Source organism: Syntrophorhabdaceae bacterium, from assembly GCA_036504895.1.
Lineage (GTDB): Bacteria > Desulfobacterota > Syntrophorhabdia > Syntrophorhabdales > Syntrophorhabdaceae > PNOM01.
Genome location: DASXUJ010000054.1, coordinates 25,111 through 44,918 on the forward strand (window position 1 = coordinate 25,111; position 19,808 = coordinate 44,918).

Annotated in this window: 17 protein-coding genes; 8 read left to right on the forward strand and 9 right to left on the reverse strand. The window is 55.3% G+C overall.

What is annotated here, in order from left to right:
- Positions 1 to 2 precede the first annotated feature (2 nt).
- Positions 3 to 911: a cysteine synthase family protein gene (locus VGJ94_07010; GenBank protein HEY3276353.1), complete on the reverse strand. Its 909-nt coding sequence runs from the start codon at positions 909 to 911 to the stop codon at positions 3 to 5.
- A gap of 202 nt (positions 912 to 1,113) precedes the next feature.
- On the opposite strand from VGJ94_07010, the gene VGJ94_07015 reads away from it, so the two are divergent.
- The 4 genes from VGJ94_07015 (at position 1,114) to VGJ94_07030 (ending at position 4,399) form a co-directional block, all read left to right on the forward strand.
- Positions 1,114 to 1,428 (forward strand): carboxymuconolactone decarboxylase family protein, encoded by a 315-nt coding sequence (locus tag VGJ94_07015; GenBank protein ID HEY3276354.1) that lies wholly within the window; start codon positions 1,114 to 1,116, stop codon positions 1,426 to 1,428.
- Between the two features lie 51 nt (positions 1,429 to 1,479).
- Complete coding sequence (locus VGJ94_07020; GenBank protein HEY3276355.1) at positions 1,480 to 2,379, forward strand: hypothetical protein; 900 nt, start codon at positions 1,480 to 1,482, stop codon at positions 2,377 to 2,379.
- 200 nt (positions 2,380 to 2,579) lie between these two features.
- Entirely contained in the window at positions 2,580 to 3,776 is a 1,197-nt protein-coding gene (amrB, locus tag VGJ94_07025; protein HEY3276356.1) for an AmmeMemoRadiSam system protein B, read from the forward strand.
- A gap of 65 nt (positions 3,777 to 3,841) precedes the next feature.
- Positions 3,842 to 4,399 (forward strand): cysteine hydrolase family protein, encoded by a 558-nt coding sequence (locus VGJ94_07030; protein ID HEY3276357.1) that lies wholly within the window; start codon positions 3,842 to 3,844, stop codon positions 4,397 to 4,399.
- Between the two features lie 27 nt (positions 4,400 to 4,426).
- On the opposite strand, the gene VGJ94_07035 is transcribed toward VGJ94_07030, so the two are convergent.
- From VGJ94_07035 to VGJ94_07050, 4 genes are all read right to left on the reverse strand, one after another.
- Positions 4,427 to 5,524, reverse strand: a complete 1,098-nt coding sequence (locus VGJ94_07035; GenBank protein HEY3276358.1) for a hypothetical protein — start codon at positions 5,522 to 5,524, stop codon at positions 4,427 to 4,429.
- 1 nt (position 5,525) lies between these two features.
- A complete protein-coding gene (locus tag VGJ94_07040; protein HEY3276359.1) occupies positions 5,526 to 6,989 on the reverse strand; it encodes an MBOAT family protein in 1,464 nt (487 codons plus the stop codon).
- A 348-nt stretch (positions 6,990 to 7,337) separates the two neighbouring features.
- Positions 7,338 to 10,088 carry a 4-alpha-glucanotransferase gene (locus VGJ94_07045; GenBank protein ID HEY3276360.1) on the reverse strand — a complete coding sequence of 917 codons (2,751 nt, stop codon included), beginning with the start codon at positions 10,086 to 10,088 and terminating at the stop codon, positions 7,338 to 7,340.
- A 120-nt stretch (positions 10,089 to 10,208) separates the two neighbouring features.
- Entirely contained in the window at positions 10,209 to 11,315 is a 1,107-nt protein-coding gene (locus VGJ94_07050; GenBank protein HEY3276361.1) for an XdhC family protein, read from the reverse strand.
- A gap of 382 nt (positions 11,316 to 11,697) precedes the next feature.
- On the opposite strand from VGJ94_07050, the gene VGJ94_07055 reads away from it, so the two are divergent.
- From VGJ94_07055 to VGJ94_07065, 3 genes are all read left to right on the forward strand, one after another.
- Positions 11,698 to 12,870: a class I SAM-dependent rRNA methyltransferase gene (locus tag VGJ94_07055; GenBank protein ID HEY3276362.1), complete on the forward strand. Its 1,173-nt coding sequence runs from the start codon at positions 11,698 to 11,700 to the stop codon at positions 12,868 to 12,870.
- A gap of 127 nt (positions 12,871 to 12,997) precedes the next feature.
- Positions 12,998 to 14,653 (forward strand): phosphoglucomutase (alpha-D-glucose-1,6-bisphosphate-dependent), encoded by a 1,656-nt coding sequence (gene pgm, locus VGJ94_07060; protein ID HEY3276363.1) that lies wholly within the window; start codon positions 12,998 to 13,000, stop codon positions 14,651 to 14,653.
- Positions 14,654 to 14,740: 87 nt separating this feature from the next.
- Entirely contained in the window at positions 14,741 to 15,214 is a 474-nt protein-coding gene (locus VGJ94_07065) for a ferritin family protein (GenBank protein HEY3276364.1), read from the forward strand.
- Positions 15,215 to 15,221: 7 nt separating this feature from the next.
- Here VGJ94_07065 and VGJ94_07070 read toward each other — a convergent pair whose 3' ends face one another.
- Positions 15,222 to 16,436, reverse strand: coding sequence for a transporter substrate-binding domain-containing protein (locus tag VGJ94_07070; GenBank protein ID HEY3276365.1), 1,215 nt, complete (start codon positions 16,434 to 16,436; stop codon positions 15,222 to 15,224).
- Positions 16,421 to 17,461 (reverse strand): transporter substrate-binding domain-containing protein, encoded by a 1,041-nt coding sequence (locus tag VGJ94_07075; protein HEY3276366.1) that lies wholly within the window; start codon positions 17,459 to 17,461, stop codon positions 16,421 to 16,423. The genes VGJ94_07070 and VGJ94_07075 overlap by 16 nt, the downstream gene beginning before the upstream one ends.
- Before the next feature lie 283 nt (positions 17,462 to 17,744).
- Here VGJ94_07075 and VGJ94_07080 point away from each other — a divergent pair, with 283 nt between their 5' ends.
- Positions 17,745 to 18,146: an NUDIX domain-containing protein gene (locus tag VGJ94_07080; GenBank protein HEY3276367.1), complete on the forward strand. Its 402-nt coding sequence runs from the start codon at positions 17,745 to 17,747 to the stop codon at positions 18,144 to 18,146.
- A gap of 26 nt (positions 18,147 to 18,172) precedes the next feature.
- Here VGJ94_07080 and VGJ94_07085 read toward each other — a convergent pair whose 3' ends face one another.
- Together VGJ94_07085 and VGJ94_07090 are read right to left on the reverse strand one after the other, a co-directional pair.
- The gene (locus tag VGJ94_07085) at positions 18,173 to 19,015 is read right to left on the reverse strand and encodes a hypothetical protein (GenBank protein ID HEY3276368.1); all 843 of its coding nucleotides are present in this window, start codon (positions 19,013 to 19,015) and stop codon (positions 18,173 to 18,175) included.
- A gap of 57 nt (positions 19,016 to 19,072) precedes the next feature.
- Complete coding sequence (locus tag VGJ94_07090) at positions 19,073 to 19,690, reverse strand: thioredoxin domain-containing protein (GenBank protein HEY3276369.1); 618 nt, start codon at positions 19,688 to 19,690, stop codon at positions 19,073 to 19,075.
- Positions 19,691 to 19,808 lie beyond the last annotated feature (118 nt).

Consider the following 19,808-nt stretch of genomic DNA (forward strand, 5'->3'; position numbering starts at 1 on the left):
CATCAGGGCGGGCATTTGGCGCAGACCGATCTGAACTGCATGGTGCTGAGGTACCGGTCTCCCCGGTCGGGCAGTATGACCACGATAATACCGTGTTCCAGCTCTCTCGCCTTTTTAAGCGCTACCGCAACCGCGGCGCCCGCGGAGGTGCCGACAAAAAGTCCTTCTTTCTGGGCGAGAAGGCGTGTCACTTCGAATGCCTCCCCATCCTCCACCATGACCTTCTCGGTCAGTTCCTCGGGGTGATAAATATGAGGGACCATAGACTCCGTCATATTCTTGAGCCCCTGGATGGTGTGGCCCATTACAGGCTCGACACCCACGACCTTTACCGCGGGTTTGACCGATTTCAGGTACCGGCCGGTACCCATGAGCGTGCCCGTGGTGCCCATGCCGGCAATGAATACATCCACCTCGCCCTTTGTCTGACTGAAGATCTCCGGGCCGGTGGTCTCAAAATGGGCAAGGACGTTATCGTTGTTGTCGTACTGGTTGGGCATGAAGTATTTCTCGGGCTCCGTCTCAAGGAGCCTGAGCGCCTTTTTTATGGCCCCGTCAATATTCTCCTTTGCAGGGGTGAGGAATACATGGGAGCCGAGCCCCTCGAGGATGAGCCTTCTTTCACTGCTCACGCACTCAGGCATACAAAGCTCTACCGTATATCCCTTCGCCGCCCCTATCATCGCAATGGCGATGCCTGTGTTTCCAGAGGTGGCTTCGAGAATTATCTTATCCCGAGTAAGCTCTCCCCGTTCCTCTGCCTTCGTGATCATATAGAGGGCCGGCCTGTCCTTCACCGAGCCTCCGGGATTGCATCCTTCGAGTTTGCAGAGGACCTTCACCTCCGGGTTCGGAACGATGTTCATAAGCTCGACAAGGGGCGTATTCCCTATGGCCGAAAGTACATTCATAAAAAGCCTCCACACTAATCCATCCGTGTCGTGTCGGAAAAGATTATCAGAATAAGAGAAGCGAAACAAGTGGCTGTCTCAAAACCGGTCAATCAGAGAAGCGAGCGAGAGCGGCCGCTCCTTGACAAGGACCTGATGAGAATTATACTAGATATTTAAGGTATTTTCAAATCCGGGACCCCCGCGGAAAAGGAGGGTGAATATGAAGGATATTCACGAGATCTTCACCACTTTCAAAGAGGAATTTCCCCTTATCTATGACAAACATGAAGCCCTCGGGGCGGAGATCCATGAAAGGTCCGGCTCCTTGCCCGAGAAGGTCAGGTGGCTTGTGAAGATCGCAGTATCGGGGGCCACAGGTCACCGGGTAGCCTTAGAGACCCATATTGCGAAGGGAAGGGAAGCGGGCCTTACGGATGAAGAGATGAAACATGCCCTCCTCCTCCTTATCCCCACCGTGGGATTCCCCACTTTCATGGAAGCCTATTCCACACTATGCAAAACCCGCGTGCCCTGAAATGGGCTCCTTCGCGAAAGAGCCTTACCTGAAAATATCCAGGGGTGAGGATTGCTGAAAGAGCTGAGCAGGGTGATCGATAAGCTGGGGTGGATGAGGGAGCATCACATCTGGCCCAACGGGCTCAGATATCTCTGGACCGATGCCTTCGGCGTGGCCCTCCTCACGTCCCTTTATAAGGAGACGGGGGAGGCACATTATCTTCACGAGGCGGAATGGGTGGTAAAGGAGGTCTATCGGGTCCTCGGCAGGCCGAAAGGCATAAGGATCGGCGAGGAGCCGGACAGGGACGGTCAGTACTACCACTATCTTATCATGTGGATCTTCGCGCTCGGCGAGCTTGGGAAAGTGAAACCCGAGTACAGGGAGATCGCCGTCGATCTTGCCTGGGAGATTCACCACGCATTCGTAATCCCTGAAAAGGGGGTCATATGGAAGATGAAGGAGGACCTGAGCGGTCCCTATCCTGGCTCCGGATTGGGTGGAATAGACCATTTCGACGGATATGTGGTCTACCGGCTCCTCGATCCTCACGGACTCGCACAGGAGATCAAGGAGATGGAAAAGCTGGTGGAAAAGACGTACCGGGACCTCGTGGTCACTCAGGACCTGGGCCTCGGCATGATGCTCTGGACCACGCATTTTTTCCCGGAGGAGCCGTGGGCTTTATTGCAGAAGGAGCGCTGTCTGGAGACCCTCGAAACCATGTGGGTAGATCCACCCGGCTACTTCTGCCGCGAACCCTATCTCCGCCACATGAAGTTCGCCTTCACCAACTACGGCGTCTCCCTGGGCCTCCAATCAGTAGGCAAAATGGCCGACAAGGTGGATAAGCTGAACAATTTCTTCGAGACCTACCATTCCGGGGACGAATACGACACCAACGCCATAACCCACGTAATGAGCTGCAACTCCCGGTTCCCGGGATGCCTTATAAGCGACGGCTTATAAGGCAGTCTCTAGTCTCTAGTAACGGCAAGACAATGAGAAGGCAGCCCCAGTTACAACCTGCAAAAGTCACCGTTTTTGTTTTTCACTAGAGACTAGCGACTAGAGACTGGTTCTCTTGACTCCCGGATGATTCGCGGGTTATCTTAATTGCTCAAAGGTAGGGATGGATTTGCGGACATGCATGCATTATAGGAATAAATATGGAAAGACCGAAATTACGCTGGATTGAGGCGTCGCCCATCGTGCACGAAGGGGAGGAGATGATACTCTTACGGGACTCGGAGGGTATAGTCGAACAGGCCCTCATTGTGTCGAGGCCCACCGCCTTTCTTCTTTCTCTTATGGACGGCACGAGGACCCTGGAGGAGATTCAGGGCGATTACGGAAAGATCGCCGGCGGCATGATTGACCTGGAACGGATTCGAGAGGTGGTCCTCGCCATGGACTCGAACCTCTTTCTCATGAACCGGAAGTATCTGAGCCGGTTTGACGAGATAAAGAAGGCCTACGAGGACGCCCCGGTGAGAGAATCGTCCCTCGCCGGGAAAAGCTATCCCGGCGAGTCCGCCGATCTCCTCGCCTATCTTGACGATATGCTTACCCTCCCGTCAAAAAAGCCCGAGGGTTCGATTACGGGAATCCTCGCGCCCCACATCGATTACGGTCGGGGCAAAGAGGTATACCGGCAGGTGTACGCCTATCTCAGGGGCGCCCAAAGACCTTTAATAGTGATATTCGGCACGTGCCACGGTTACGCGGAAGGAATGCTCCATATTTCCACAAAAGGCTTCGCTACCCCCTTGGGCGTGGTCCCTGCCTGCGCGGGGGTGTGCGATCTCGTGCGGTCCCACCGGGACCTGAAAGGGTGCGTGAACGAATGGCCCCATAGAAACGAGCATTCCATCGAGCTTCAGCTTCCACTCATCCAGCACCTGTGTGCCGGCGCCCCTGTCGAAATCCTCCCTATCCTGACCGGTTCCATGCACGAGTACATTGTGGGTAATAAAGGACTCGAGGAAGAGGAGATGAGCCGCCTGGTCGAAGGGCTGAGAGAGGTGCTCAAGGAGTACGGCAAACCCTGCCTTCTCCTTTCCGGTGCGGACCTCGCCCACATAGGGGCACAGTTCGGAGACCCTTCGCCCCTCGACGGGGAGACCCTCGCCCGCTCAAAAGAAAGAGACGAAGCGATTCTCCGGCACGTGGAAAAGGTCGATGGCCGGGCATTTTTCGAAGAGGTCAGGGCGGAACAGGATAAAAGAAGGATATGCGGGCTCACGTCTATCTACATTCAATTGAAGCTCCTGGAAGGACACAGGGGTAAAATCATCGACTACGGACAGTGGAGCGACGGACGCTCATCAGTCAGCTTCGCGGGGGCGGTCTTTTACGCACCTTAAATTCCATTATCAGCGGATGTTGAAATCGGAAGCCCGGCGAGGGCTTCGGGAAGGATGGAGATAACATGAAACCGGCGCTGATCCTCATCGATATTCAGAAGGATTATTTTCCCGGCGGGCGTATGGAATTATCGGGCCCCCTCGAGGCCGCACACGCGGCGAAGACTATCCTCGAGGTCTTCCGGGGGTCTAACCTTCCCCTCGTTCACATACGCCATGTTTCCCTCTCTGAGAGCGCGACGTTCTTCATTCCCCATACGACGGGCATCGAGTTTCATCCGTCGGTAGAACCCCTTCCCGAAGAAACAATCCTCACAAAACATTATCCCAACAGTTTCAGGGAGACGGGCCTGGGTGCGCACCTAAGGTCCCTGGCGATCGATACAGTCGTGGTGACCGGCATGATGTCTCACATGTGCGTCGATGCCACGGTACGGGCCGGTTTTGACGGAGGTTTCAGGTGCCTCGTGACACACGACGCCTGCGCCACGAAAGGGCTCAGCTTCAACGGCATCGAGGTGCCTGCCCGGGACGTGCATGCGTCTTTCATGGCAGCCCTGGCCGCAGTCTATGCAGACGTTATGGAAAGCAGCAGAGTCATAAGTCTCTTAACGCGCCTTTGATAAGGACTTAGACTATAGAGACTTCCCTCACTTGTATCCTTTGAATAGCCGTTCCATGACGTTCGGATGGCCATGGGTGCCGTCAAAGAAATCCTCGCCCTTAAACCCATAGGGAGCGGGATCGTAGGAGCCGATCACGGTAATGCCTTTCTTACGGGCCAGGCCCCTCAGGTAATCCTCGACTTGCAGAGTAACGTGATATTTCGGAACCTCCAGGGCGGCACGGTATGCCCGCGGGTGAAAGGGCGGCAGGAGAAAAACGACTCGCACGCCCCGGCTCTGGAGGTATTGCACCAACCCTTCGAGGATCTCCGTACCATAAAAAGCATTGAAATTGTTGAAATATGAGTCGGGCATAAAGTTTGCCGGCCCTTCCCCGCCCATCTTCGAATGCCTGCATTGATAAGGGAAATGGATACTCCCGTCCGGCTCCCGCACGAAATCATCTATTTCGGCGGTAGTCGTGGGCCTCATCCTTTTGCCCTTACGCAGCGCTTTCCAGTTTTGCAGCGTATAATCGAGGTTGATGAGCTGCCTCACGCGGGCGGTACGGTCGACTTTGGGCGGGGTATCTACCTTCCTTTCTTTCCCGTTGCCGTCCCTTTTATTCTCATCGATCACCTTCATCATATCGAGGCAATATTGGCTGAGGGTCTCCCATGGCCTGCCCAGTCCATTATCCGTGTTGAATATCCAGGGGTCTATACCCAGAATGACCGTTCCGGGGAGTACACCTTTACTCCTGTAGAGACCGATAACGGCCGCCATGTCGCCAAGCAAGGCGCCCGAGGTGGAGTGATTAAAGAAATTCGGCCTTCTCGGAAAAAATTTCTCTCGAAGCGACATGGTGCGGGACGATCCGATCGCAATGATATCTCTTCGGCCCTTGTATTGCTCGACTATCAACCTTTGCAGCTCCCGCTCGTCAAAAGTGCTGAACCGGCCGGCCACCATCTTTCCCGCCAGGAGGTTCGTTGCCACCTGCTTGAGGCCCGCGTTGAGACGGAATATACCGACGCCGTCTGCAAGGAGGTTGAAAAGGGCCACCAAGGCAAGAAGAGAAAGGAAGAAGATGAAAAAGCGCTTCAGCCATCTGTGATAGGAAATCCTCTTGTACCGGGCCATATCAGAACCTGAAATAGAGGAATTCGGAATAAGAGCCGAGGTAAAGCACGGAAAGCGCGGCGATGCAGGAGAAGACGATTAACGGGATTGTCCCCGGCTGAAACTTCGCGGCGATTTGATTCGAATTCCTGAAGAGAAACGACAGGGGGAGAAAGAGGAAGAACATGATCAGCATGATGTCCGGGTCGCCCATCCTTTGCACCACTTCTTTAAGGTCGGGTATAAATTCCTTCACCTTAACGATGAAAGGGGCCGTCGTCCCCGGTAGCCCCGACCCGTTCAGCCCGGCCATGCCTTTCAATATTTTAAGGGCGTCTGCGAAGGTGGGCGCCCGAAAAAATACCCATCCCACATTCACGAAATTGAACGTGATGAGCCATGCCAGCCACTTGGGCATGGAGATATGGAGTCTATTCCACGCGCGGTAGACCACGAGGGCTGCGCCGTGCATGCATCCCCAGGCCACGAACGTCCACCCCGCTCCATGCCAGAGGCCGACGATGAAAAAAGTGATCATGATGTTAAGCAGGATACGGCCTTCCGACGCCTTATTGCCCCCGAGAGGGATATAGACGTAATCCCTCATGAACCTCCCCAGCGTAATGTGCCATCTTCGCCAGAATTCCTGGATATTGAGGGACCTGTAAGGACTGTCGAAGTTTATGGGCAGGATAATATTGAACATGCGCGAGGAGCCAAGCGCCATGTCGGTATAACCGGAAAAATCATAGTAGAGCTGCAGGGTATAGGAAAGGGAGATCACCCATGCCTGAACCAGTGCAGGGTCGCCCAGGTTCTGGTAGCCCCCGTTTGCCCAGATGGCGAAAGTATCGGCTATCACGACCTTTTTGAAAAGCCCCGTGAAGAAGAGGACAGCCCCTCTCGTGAGGTTCTCCGAATCGAGAAGCTTATTTCTTCTCCTGTCGAACTGGGGCATCATTTCCGAGTGGTGAATGATGGGACCCGCAAGGAGATGGGGGAAAAAGGTCACGAAGAGGCCGTAGTTCATGAAACTGTACTCGGTCACTTTCCCCTTTGACCTGTCCACCAGGTATGCGATCTGAGTGAAGGTGAAGAAACTTATGCCCAGGGGCAGGGCAATATGGAGGAGCGAGAGGGAAAGCCCGCCCAGCCCGTTCACATTCGAAATAAAAAAATCGGTATATTTAAAATAGCCCAAGAGGGCGAGGTTGCCTGCAATGCCCGTCCAGAGGAGCCATTTTGAGCGGGAGAGCGCCCCCCGGTCGCGAAACTTGGAAATCGACGTGCCCACGAGGTAATTAAAGACGATGCTCCCCGCGATGAGAGGCACGTAAATAGGGTTCCACCACCCATAAAATACGAAAGAGGCAAGAACGAGCCAGGCCTTGGAGGCCTTCGTCAGCCTCCTGTCGTTCAAGAGGAAGTAGACTATGAGGCACAGGGGAAGAAAGAGAAAAATATAGAAATATGAATTAAAGAGCATAGGATTTGCCCGGACCGATCCTCATGTACATGGGTGCACTATTTTACTAGATGGACCGGCCTCTTGTAAAGGGCAACGACGACTCGAAAGTGACCCTTCATCTAGATCAAAATCCTGTTTAGCCGCAGATAACTTGGGATAAAAACGGATGAAAGGAGAATGACTGCGATTTGCCCGGCCGACATTGGCCGGTCAAATACTCTCGGCGCTGCGGGCCGGAGAGTGTCCAACCTGTAGTGTCACCGGTTGGACGGAAAACACGCTTTCATCCGCCCTTTATCCGGTTTTATCTGCTGCGGGAAAAAGGGTTTGAACTGAAATTCTCGAAAAGAGTGGCCGGACCTCCTTCTAATACGGTCCAAGGCGCCCGGCATCGCGCACCATTTTGAGGATATTTTCGTTGAATTCATGTTCTTCCCTCAGCTTTTCAACACTAAGGTGAAGGCGGAAATTCCATAAATGGTGCGGGTCGGAGGGCATGTTGATCTGTTCGTCCTGGGGAGCGCCGGGCCGCCTGAGATCGGCACTCATGGCGAGGATATCCTGAAGGGGAAAAACCGCCCACATGGACGGCGACTCCAGGTGCTGCCTGATGATCTCCCGCGCCACGGGCGCTTCGCAGGTGAGAGGCGGCTCTCCTTCGCGGCCGAGCACTTTATGGTAAAACCTCTTCGTCCTCTCCTTGTCCTCTTCCCACCAGCCCCTGAGAGTGGACATATCGTGGCTCGACGTGGAGCAGACGGTCAGATACGAATAATCCCAAGGATAGCCGAATTCCCTGTCCGATTCCTTGGGCATCCTCTGAATTTGCAGTCCGAGGAGGCAAAGCTCCTCCATCACGCCGGGCACGCAATCCGGGATCATTCCCAGGTCTTCACCGCAGACGAGCATATTGGAGACTTTCTTGAGGACCGGCAGTTTTATCATCGCAGAATCGCGCCAGAATTCCTCCTGCCGGTGATAAAAATAGTCGTTGTAAAGACGATAGAGGCTCTCCCTCATCCACCCTTCGAGGCATGCAAAGGAGGCGCTGTCCCGTATGTTGATGCGGGGATGGAGGGCCGGTCCTTCCGGGTCCTTAAGGAAAAGGACGTTCATGATCAGGGTAAACAATCCCTCCTGCATCGCGTTGAGCCGCATATTCCAGGTTTCCGAGCTGTCCCGGAGGGAATCCACCGATTCCACGGCCCCCCTCTGGGTAGCGCAGGAGGACTTCAGGCGGAAGAACCCCTCCTTTGTCTCCTCCAGGAAGTGGACAGTCGCAAAATCCGTATCGGCGCCGAATATGGCGCGCACGAGCCAGCGCGGAATATAGGGCTCGGTGAGCCGCTCCAAATCCCGGAAACCCTGCCCTGCAAGCTCCTCCTCCGTCACCGGGATGACGGGGTTAAAATGTCCCATGAGGCCGGAATAGTATTCATCGGGGATCTCCCAAATTCGAAAGAAGCCAAGGACGTGGTCGAGACGGATCATCTGGAAATAAAGGGACATGTGCCTCATCCGGCGCTGCCACCACGAATACCCATCCCCGGCCATCTTCTCCCAGTTATAGGTGGGAAAGCCCCAGTTCTGGCCGGAATCGGAAAAAGGGTCCGGCGGCGCGCCCGCAGATCGGTCCATATGAAAAAGCTCGGGCTTTATCCAGCATGAATCGCTTCGTTTCTGTATGCCTATGGGGATATCTCCCTTCAGGACCACGCCGCGCTCTTTCGCATAACGGGAAGCTTCCAGGAGCTGCAGGTGAAGGTGATACTGAATGAAATAGTAAAAAGAGACGAGCCCGTAAAATTCGGAGCCGGGTGAGGCGAGCTGTTCTATCTCTTCACTTTTCCCTTCATTCCAGGGACCCCACTGGGTGAAGTCGCCCGTCCGGAAATGGTCCCGCAATGAGGAAAAGACCGCATAGGGCTTGAGCCAGTGTCCGTGGTCCGTGAGAAAAAGGTTGAATTCGACGGACGAGAGAAAGGCCTCTTGTTGCGCCTCGAAAATGCGCATGAGAAAAGGCCGTTTAATTGCCATGACACGCTCGTATTCAAATACCGGCGAGTTATTGAGACTCGTCCTGTGGAGCGCGATCTCACCAGCCATCCCCGCCGGTAAATCCCCTATCGCTTCGAGGTTCAGATAAAGGGGGTGGAGGGCAAAGACGGAAATGCAGCTGTAAGGGTATGAGTCCATCCAGCTCATGTAGGCGGACGTGTCATTGATGGGCAGCATCTGGATGAGCTGAAACCCGCTCGACCGCGCCCATTCGGCAAGATCCTTGAGGTCGCAGAATTCCCCCACTCCGAGCCCCTTTTCAGTGCGGATAGAAAAGACGGGTATGGCGATACCCGCGCCCTTCCATTTTTTTTCATAATGGAATTTATTGTCGGTCACCTGAATCAGGCCGGTGCCATCACCCTTTTCAAGAGAAAGGTGGTCCGCGAGGTGAACGTTGCGCTCGGGACTCTCTTCCCGGGCAATGATCCGGCCGCCCCTCTCTTTGACAATATAGGTATAAGAGAATTCCGCCACATCCGGCGAAACCGTCAGATCGAGCGTCCAATAGGGAAAGTGCGACGAATCCATAGGGACGGCTTTCGTCTTATCCCCTTCGCCGAGGGACGGGATACTGCCGATGACTGCAACCACATCATCGCCGCACACACGGGGATTCAGCAGCCGGAGCCTTATTTTGATCGGGGAGGACGAATCGCCGTCCCCGAGGTCGCTATTTTCATACAAGGCGCCGGGGGTGCGCTTGAATATGGTCTCCACAAACGGGGCAGTACGAAAAAGGGAGTCGGGGTCGGATGGGTCATCCCACGTATCGAGAAGGGCTATCGTGCCGGATATCTCCTGTCCCTGAAGAACGGACGCCACAGACCGCGGATAGGTCTCTTCCCGGAGGAAGCCCTTATCTGCCTTAATTATGTATTTGTACTCAAAAGCACGTGCCGGACAATCGGGAATGGTGACAACCCCGGTCCAGATGCCGCCGGACGTATAGGCCATTTTTAAGGCCCGGTCGCGGTCCCACTCTCCCAGCTCCGGCCCGGAGCCGAGAACATAGACGTCCTGACCCCATTCGGTGTGGCAAAATACATTAAAGCGCACGCGCAATGTCACCTTCCCTTATTCGGTTTTTATCCTACGGCCCCTCGCTTTTTATACTAACTCCGCCCCGCCAAGTCAACACCGGAGCCGCCGAAAGAGAGAAAGATGCCTAATTGCGGACTACACCTGTTTTATGTTGCCGCAGAATACGACTTCACTGTCCCGCTTCTTTTTTCCGCTGCCGCTTTTTTCGGACCTCACTTTGATCAATTCCCCTACGATGGAAACGGCCAGCTCCTCCGGAGTCTCCGCTCCGATATCGGTGCCGATGGGAGAAAAGACGCGTGCCAGCTCTTCCTTCGTAAAACCCCGGCCCATGGATTCCTCATAGATAAGATCTCTCTTGCGCCGGCTGCCGATCATGCCGACATATGCCGCCCCTTTCCTCAGTACCTGTTCGAGTACGTGCTTATCGAAAAGGTGGCCCCTCGTGACGATCACGAGATAACTGTCAGGACCTATGCCGAGGTCCGGGAGGGTCTTGAAGGAATTTATCACCTTTATCTCCGTGGGCTCGGGAAAGCGTTCCCTGTTGGCGAAATCCTCCCGGTCATCGAGCACCACGGTCCTGAAACCGACGCTTGCGCTCAAAGGTGCGATCTTCTGCGACACGTGTCCCGCCCCGAAGAGAAAGACCGTACCCCCCTGTCGCAGGGGCTCCACAAGGAAACGGTGTGTATCGAAAGCCTCGGAATGGAGGGTGATCTTTGCGGGGCCCGAAATCAGCTTTTCAAGGAGATAAGGATCGCAGGTGACGGTGCCGATGACGCGTCTATCTTCCCCTATAAGACACTGCTCTCTCGACACGCCCTCTGCCCCGGTCTGCCTGTCCAAAACGGTGATGAGCCAGCCTTTCCTCCCTTGAGAGACGATCCGGGCGGCCTCCGAATAGATTTTCAGGTTGTTCTCCTCTCCTGCGTCGATATAATCGATCAGTATCTCTCCCGATCCTCCGCAGATCATGTCGGAGCCCGCGGCATCCGCGCTGGTAAGATCGAAGGTGTGGGTAATCGTCTTCTTTTTATCGATGACCTCCCGTGCGAGGCCTATGGCGTCCGCTTCGAGCCGTCCCCCTCCGATGGTGCCCGCGATGGAGCCGTCAGCCCTCACCACCATCTTCGCCCCTTCGGCACGGGGAGCGGAGCCCGCCTTATCAAAAATGGTGGCAACCGCAAAACTCTCCCCCCGGCTCAATAATTCCGCTATTTTTATGTAAAGTTCTCTCATACCCGCTCCTTTGAATGGTTTTCCCCCTTCAGTTTTATCATGTCTCTCCCCTAACAATCAATTCATGTCCTTTACAGACAGAGTAGCCCTTTTTCAAAAAGAGGACCCCCTCGAAGGGCAGAGTCGCCTCAAGGAAGGTGCTCCTCTGTTCATCCTGGTGCGTTAAGCGCAGGGTAGCGAAGAAAACTCAGCGGAAAAAGGGGCGAGGTAGTATCCCCCGGGTCAAAGTGAGGGGGATGGGTGGGAAGCATTCGGCTTCCGCTCCGACCGATTATGAAATGGGTTTTTTAAGAATTTTTTTGTGAGGTCTTCAAAAAGTCCCTTCTTCAGACAATTTTTAAGGCCTTGTCACAGGGCGGTTCGATAGGTTACTCTATACCCCATGATTACACTAACCGTAAAACAGAAACGTATCGGACCTGTAGTAGGCGGCCACCCCTGGGTATTTTCCCAGGCCTTCGAGCCGATCCCCGACGCGATTCCCGCGGGTGAGCCCGTCCGGCTCATGAGCAGCTCCGGGGAATTTCTCGCCCAGGGGTATTTCAGCTCCTATTCTCAGATCACCGTGCGCATCTGGGGACATGAGAAAGAGGAAGAGGTGGACGAGCAGTTTTTCATCCGCCGTGTGGAAAAGGCCTATAACCTGCGCCGGAAGTACGTGGAGAACGCGGAAACCGACTCCTACCGGCTTATTAACGCCGAGAGCGATTTCCTGCCCGGCCTCGTTGTGGATAAATACGGCGACTATCTCGTAGTCCAGTTCCACACGCGGGGGATCGAGGCCTGGAAGGTCCCTATTATCGCCGCCCTCGATCACGTGGTCCGGCCAAAGGGCATCTATGAGCGCTCCGACATCACCCAGCGCGCAATAGAGGGGATGGAGGCGAAGACCGGGACCCTGGCGGGCGATGTCCCGGACGTTTTCACCATCAGGGAGAATGGGTTTGCCTTTCTTGTAGACGTGAAGAAAGGGCAGAAGACGGGTTTCTTCCTCGATCAGCGGGACAAGAGAAAGGCCTTCCTCCGCTACACAAGAGACAAATCGGTCCTCAACTGCTTCTCCTATACAGGAGGTTTCTCCGTCTACAGCCTTGCAGGCGGGGCCAGGCGCGTGGTCAATGTGGATACCTCGGCGGCAGCCCTCGATCTCGCCAAAGAGAATATCAGGATGAACGGCTTTTCCGATAACCTGTGCGAATCGGTCTGCACCGATGTAAAGGGTTACCTGAAACAAGGTGGTGAGAAATTCGATGCCATCGTCCTCGATCCGCCGGCCTTCATCAAGGACAGAAGAAAGAAGAAGGAAGGCCTCGTAGGCTACAGGGGCATCAACGAGGCGGCGATGAGACTCCTCGCCAGGGAAGGCATCCTCCTCACCTGCTCCTGCTCCACTCATCTGAGCGTCGAGGAGCTGAGATTCATCCTCTCCGAAGCGGGGGGCCGGACAAAAAAGAACTTCAAATTCCTCGAAGCCCATACCCACGGCATCGACCATCCCGTTCTCGTGCCTTTTACCGAGGGCGAATACCTGAAGTGTTTTATCCTGAGCCTCTGACGCGTCCTTTACAGAAAGGCACGAGGCAGATCGCACCCGGCGGGGAAAAAAAGGATAGCCTGACTTGCCTCTTCGCCGAACCCTGTATTATTATTGCTATAGATAAAGACACGTTGAGGAGGCCATAATGGCATTGCACGAACTTGCCGGCAAACCCGTCCCCAGAAACCTGCTCGTAAATATACCAAGACTCGTGAGCGCCTATTATACGGAAAGCCCCGACCCTGCCGTCAACGCGGAAGCCATAGAGTTCGGCACCTCCGGCCACAGGGGATCGTCTTTCCGCAAGAGCTTCAATGAAGCCCACATTCTTGCCGTAACCCAGGCGGTCTGCGATTACCGGGCGGGCCGCTCCATTGACGGGCCCCTCTTCCTCGGCATGGACACCCACGCCCTGTCGGAGCCGAGCCATGCCACGGCCATCGAAGTCTTCGCGGCAAACGGCGTCAACCTGATGATCCAGAAAGGCGGGGGGTATACGCCCACGCCCGTAGTCTCCCACGCGGTACTTTCCTACAACCGCGGAAGATCGACAGGCCTCGCAGACGGGGCAGTGATCACCCCTTCCCATAACCCGCCCGAAGACGGCGGCTTCAAGTACGATCCCCCTCACGGCGGCCCTGCTGATGTGGCGGTGACCCGCTGGATAGAAGACCGGGCGAACGATCTTCTCCGCCGCGGCAACGACGGCGTGAAGCGCCTCTCCTTACGGGCAGCCCTTTCCTCGGGGACGGTGCACGAATACGACTTTATCCTGCCCTATGTTGCCGATCTCGCCCACATCATCGATATGGAGGCGATAAAGAATTCGGGGATCACCATAGGCGTCGATCCCTTGGGCGGCGCGTCGCTCCCTTATTGGGAGCCCATTAGAGAGATGTACGGCCTCGACCTCACGGTCGTCAATCCGGCCCTTGACCCTGCCTTCGGCTTCATGACGGTCGATAAGGACGGCAAGGTGCGGATGGACTGCTCCTCTCCTTATGCCATGGCCCGCCTCGTGGGCTTAAGGGGTGATTTCGACATCGCCTTCGGGACCGACCCGGATGCCGATCGACACGGCATCGTGACGAGGAGCGCGGGACTCATGAACCCGAACCATTTTCTCTCGGTGGCGATCTGGTATCTATTCCAGCACAGGCCCCGATGGAGCGGGAGTTCGGCGGTGGGCAAGACCCTCGTGAGCAGCAGCATGATCGACAGGGTGGCGAGCCATCTCGACCGCGCGCTCTACGAGGTGCCGGTGGGATTCAAATGGTTCGTAGATGGTTTGATCGACGGAAAATACGGATTCGGTGGCGAGGAAAGCGCGGGGGCATCGTTTCTCAAGAAAGACGGAACCGTGTGGACCACCGATAAAGACGGGATCATCATGGGTCTTTTGGCCGCGGAAATCACCGCGGTCACGGGAGAAGACCCGGGCGTCCATTACGAGGCCCTGACCGAGCTGTTCGGCGCCCCTGTCTACGAGCGCATCGATGCCCCGGCTACCCCGGAGCAGAAGGCCCTGCTGGGGAAACTCTCTCCCGATCAGGTGAAGACCGATACGCTCGGCGGAGAGAAGATCCTTGCGAAATTAACGGAAGCACCGGGCAATGGCGCGGCCATCGGAGGCCTCAAGGTCGTCTCCCGAAACGGGTGGTTCGCGGCAAGGCCTTCGGGGACGGAAAATATCTACAAAATTTATGCGGAGAGCTTCCTCGGAACAGACCATCTCCATACCCTTCAGGAAGAGGCGATCGAGATGATCCGCCGGCTCTTTGAAGCGCAGGGAGTGGGGTAAACCATTTTTTGCGCAATTCCTTTGCGTACTACTCATTGAATAATATATATTTCTCTAATTCGAAAACTATCTCAGAGGAGGAAGTCGATGCTGAAATTTGACGCTGCCGACATTTTGAAATTTGCCGTCCGTATCGAAGAGGACGGGGAGCTCTTTTATCTCAGGGCCGCCCAGATGGCCGGCGATAAAAAAGTGACCGATTTTTTTAACGACCTTGCCGCGGAAGAGGTCCGCCACAAATCGTTCTTCCAGGGGCTCTTAAGCCTGGTCCAAAGGATCGATGCCCCGGAGAGCTATCCCGGCGAGTATATGGCCTACCTTCATGATTACATCGACGGCAAGGTAATTTTTTCGAAAGATAAAAAGGCGGTCCTCCAGGAGATTAGCGGCGTGGCGGAAGCGCTTGATTTCGCGATCCAGAGGGAAGTCGACTCCATAACCTTTTACCAGGAGCTGAAGGCCTACGTGCCCGAGAAGGAACGTCCCGCCATCGAAAAGATCATTATGGAGGAACGGGGTCATTTTGCGCGCCTCTCCGCGATGAAGAGAGATCTGCCGTAAGGACCGGCTACCTGGAAAAGCGGCTCTTCTTTCCCAGGCTCATCTGCTTCGGTTCGAGATTATTATCGAGGCCGTAGCGGGTCGCGAGTGCTTCCCATTCCGGCCTCTCCGCGATTTCGGTGAGGGCGAGGTTTACGGGCTTCCTTAAAGGGCTCCCCTTGGGAAAGGCAAAAGCGAAACGGTGGGGCTTGAATTCCGTGGGATGGATGCGCAGGGGCCTCGCAAACTCGTTGCCTGCGTAATAATGGAGGGTGAGCTCGCCCATAAAGAGGCCCTCTATCTTTTTCGCTCTCATGGCGGCCATGAGGGCGCTCTCGTCATTGAAGACCCGGTATTTTCCATTTATATCTTTGAGCAGAGTATGCTGCAGGCTGTCCCTCAAGACGCCGAGGCGCAGGCTCCGAAGTTTTTTCGCATCATAGATCTCCATGGACTGGCTTTGAATAAGAAGCGTCGAGGCAAGGGAGGCGGTAAAGGCGCTGAACGCCAATGCGCCGAGGAAGATCCAGATAAGACCTATAATGCGGGCCGGCAGCGTTTTGAGCGTCACATCATAGCACGCTCCCGCGGCTAAGGCCGAGCTCACCCAGTAGGTGCCCGTGCCGATCCCTTTGGCAGGGCGGCCTCCAAAATCTTCGGGATTCCGCTTCCTTTCGATGAGCCAGAGGATAAGCCCCACCCCCAAAAGCACCACCAGAAAAAGGGCGAGTATCTTTATCACACCCCAGGAAAAAAAAGTTTTCCCGGCGCCCAGTAAGGCATGAGAATCCTTGTCTGCCGGGACGGCCACTGCCAGGCGCTCCGTGCCGACCGTCGTGGAAAAATCGAAGAGCCGGTATCGGGCCGCGGTTTCATAAAGGGCTGCGATGGAGAGGTCGATCGTCCCGTTCCTGAGGCTGTCCTGAATTGTCTTGAAGGTCATCTCCCTGAATTCATAATCGATGCCAAGGTCGACGGCCATGTAGCGCCACAGGTCTACATTGAATCCCGTCCACTGGCCCCTCTCGTTCTTGATCGCAAAGGGGGGATCGTCTATCACTCCCACAATCAGCTTCTTATGGGGGAGGCTCGATGAAGCCTGCCCCTGCAGGGGAAGAGGCGTCAGGAGCGCCGCCAGCAGCACCACAAAGATAAGGAGAACACACATCTCCTTCATCATGAAACTGCCGATCTGCCCGATCTGGCCGGGGCCGCCTCCATGGCTTTTCAATTTCCCGACCATGACGACCCTTTCGCCTCTTTTCTACCCAGCGGCTCGAGATCACGGGTGAGACCGTAGCGATGGGCGAGGCTGTCCCATTCAGGGCCTTCCATGAATTCCATGAGAGAAATATTGAGCCCTTCCCGTAGCGGGCTTCCCTGGGGAAGGGCAAAGGCAAGCCTCATCTTTTTGAGCGTAGTCAGGTGAAGGGAGAGCTTATTCCTATATTTGCTTTCCTCATAAGCCAGAAGCCGCTCGTTGCCGAAAAAGCCTTCTATTCTCCTTGCCAGGAGCGCCTCGATTACCTGGTCCGTCCTGTCGAAAAGGGTGAATTTCCCCCCCAGCTTCCCGAGGAGCGACGCCTGGGTGGTCCCGGTCACCGCGCCGAGGTGCATACCCCTCATGGCGTTCATATCATAGGTGTAGCCGAGGAGCTGCTGCCGCCCGATAAGGGAAGAGGCGAGCGACGCGGTAAGGGCGCTGAAGGCGATGGCCCCCGCCAATATCCATAGGAGCCCAATAATCCTGCCGGAAGTCGATTTGAGACTCACCCCGGTGCAAAACCCGGAGACGAGGGTGGAGCCGACCCAGTATAGCCCTGCCACGAGGCCTTTCACGGGATGGCCGCCGAAATGGTCCGGATTAGACTTCCTTTCGATGATCCAAAAGGTGAACCCGGCAAGGAAGATCACGGCCAGGAAGAGAAGCCCCATCTCGATTATATTCCAGGAGAGAAGCACCTTGAGGGCGGCAAGGAAGGGATGGGGATCCCTGGTCGCAAGGACCGCGATAGCCGGCTCGATGGAGCCTATGGCGACGGAGAAATCCAAAAACCTATGGCGGTCCACCGTCTCGTAGAGAGGGGAAACAGAGATATCGGCGTTCCCCGATCGGAGCGTCCCCTCGATCTCCTTGAATTCCAATTCCCTGAATTCATAGGCCGAGCCCATCTTCAGGGCCATGTGACGCCACAGCTCGACGCAGAACCCCGTCCATTGACCTGTTTTGTCTTTGAAAGCCATTGGGGGATCGTTGACTATCGCCACCGTAAGCGGCCGCGTAACCGAAGGTGCAACATTGCCCGATTGGGCAAAAACAAAGCCGCACTGCAGTACTATACATAGGGCAAGGATAAGACGGATGGGCCTATGCAACCCCGTTCACTCCATGGGGCGCACACACCTCCGAGCGCGAGAAGGGATAGACTGCGTAAGGGAGTCGCACGACCATTCTCCTCATTTTCTTACACTGAAGCGCAATTTGCAAGGGAAAAGGCGGCATTCCTCTTCCCTCTGGACTTCACCGCTCTTATCGTCCTAGAATAAGGAGATGAAAAAGATAAGGCCCCAGTGCGGGCTTATAATCGAAAACGGAGAGGGGGAAGTGCTCCTTCAACTGAGGGACAATATTCCCGTCATACCCTGGCCCGATTGTTGGGGAACTTTCGGGGGCCAGGTCGAAGAAGGAGAAACGCCCCTGGAGGCTATTCGGCGGGAGATCAGAGAAGAGCTCGATCTCGAGATCCCCGCCCCGGAATATTTCGGCAATTTTCCCTATGACGGCTATGACATCTATATGTACCGGCTGGTGGCGGCCGACTTCACACTCGAGGAAGTGACGGTGCTCGAGGGGCAAAGGGCCGCGTTCTTTTCTCTCCGGGGCGTCGTCGAAAGCCCGTGCGCGGCAAACTGCAAGGAGATCGTCATCGCCTATTATCAGATGTTTCATTGATCCCGGAGCTGCCGTTACTGTATGTCTCATGATAGTGCCAGCCTATCCATAATGATTTTCTCCACCAGTGCGGTATTTACCTCATCGACACCCTTCCTGAGGAAGCGCCCGGCACCCCGGGGATGCCACACCACGGGGTCAAAATCGATAAAGACCGTAACCGTGTAAAGGCCGCAGGCGCCCGCGAAATGGGCCATTCCCGAATCGTTCGATACGAAGATGCCCCCTTCCGAAAAGAACTCCTTCACGTCGGTGAGTTCGGTGAGGGTGATACTCTCCGGAAGCCCCAATCTGAGATCGAAAGGCTCCATGACCGCGGTCTCGATATCCCGCGATTTAAGTGAGTGATAGAGTTCGATGAAGTTATCCTCATGCCACTTTTCTTTCTTGAAGCCTTTCTCGGGATAGAGTATCACTCGTGAGCCGGGCCGGGGGGAGACCTCCTTCCTGAGGGCCCCTATCCCATGGCGCGCAAGCTGGGCCAGCTGGAAATCCTCCACATGAGTCGCCTGTGCCTGTAAGGAGATATTCCCGAAGGCGCCTTCCGGGTACATTTCAATAAAAAGAAGGGGCGACCGCGAGAAAGGCTGCCACCGCGACCTCAGGCTCCCTTCCCTGTCCTTGCCGATAAAGACGATCCGTTCCCAGGTAATCTCCGCAGGCCGGGAGGAGAAGAGATAGAGCCACCGGGCCGATTCGATTCCATGGACCCTGTCGAAATACTCCTGAAAGAGGCTGAGGAAGCGCTTGGTGCCGAGACCCACGAGGGGCGCGTGAAAGTGGTGGCGGAGGGATTGGAAGAGGGATTCGGAAAGGCACAGGTCGCCGAGCCCCCCGAGGTGAATGCAGAGAATCTCTTCAGAATTCATGAGCGGTTACACGATAAATCTTTTCGGGGGTGGAGCCTTTCGCCCTTACGCCCCCTCTCATTTGATGGCAGAGAGGGCCTTTATGATATCCGCGCCCCCCCGGTAGGTCTCTTTCTTGCCGCCGTCGGTTATGACGCAGGAAGGGGTCTGATTGATCTTGTCTTCCTGGATATAACCCGCGAGCACGGCAAATACGGCGGCAGGGTCGTATGGCTGGAACCGCAGATAATTCTTGGAAAGATACTCCTCCAGTGCAGGGGGATTATTGATAACCGGGTTACCGTCCTTTTGCTGCTTCGCCGCTTCAAAGAGAATATTTCGCGCCTTGAGGAGATATTCCGGCTCTCTCCTGTCGCGGTAGATGAAGAGGAAATATTTCGCATAAAGGGAGGAATAGGTATGAAAAGGCGCGTCAATAAAGGTGATGGTGATCGCGTTCCTTTTCACCAGGTCGGCAATAAGGGGCTCGATCTTTGGCTCCAGGGCCCTGCAGGGGCCGCAAAAATAGTCCGTATAAAACCGGACCTTCACCTTCCCGCTCCCAAGCACAGGGACAAGGTTGTCCTTTGCCAGAAAAGCAGTCTTGCCGTCCTGGGCAGTGGAATAGAGAGGGGCAAGAAGAAAGCCGAGGAGGACAAAAAGCGCAGTCAGTCGTGCGATAGATGGTGTTTTCATGTAGATTATTTTACTCATTGGGCGGTTTATTGTAAAGAGCAGGTTTGGGGAGGCGGGTGGTGTGTGGGGGGGAAGCCCCATTGAACCGACAGCCCGAAAAGCACCCTCCCGTAATCCC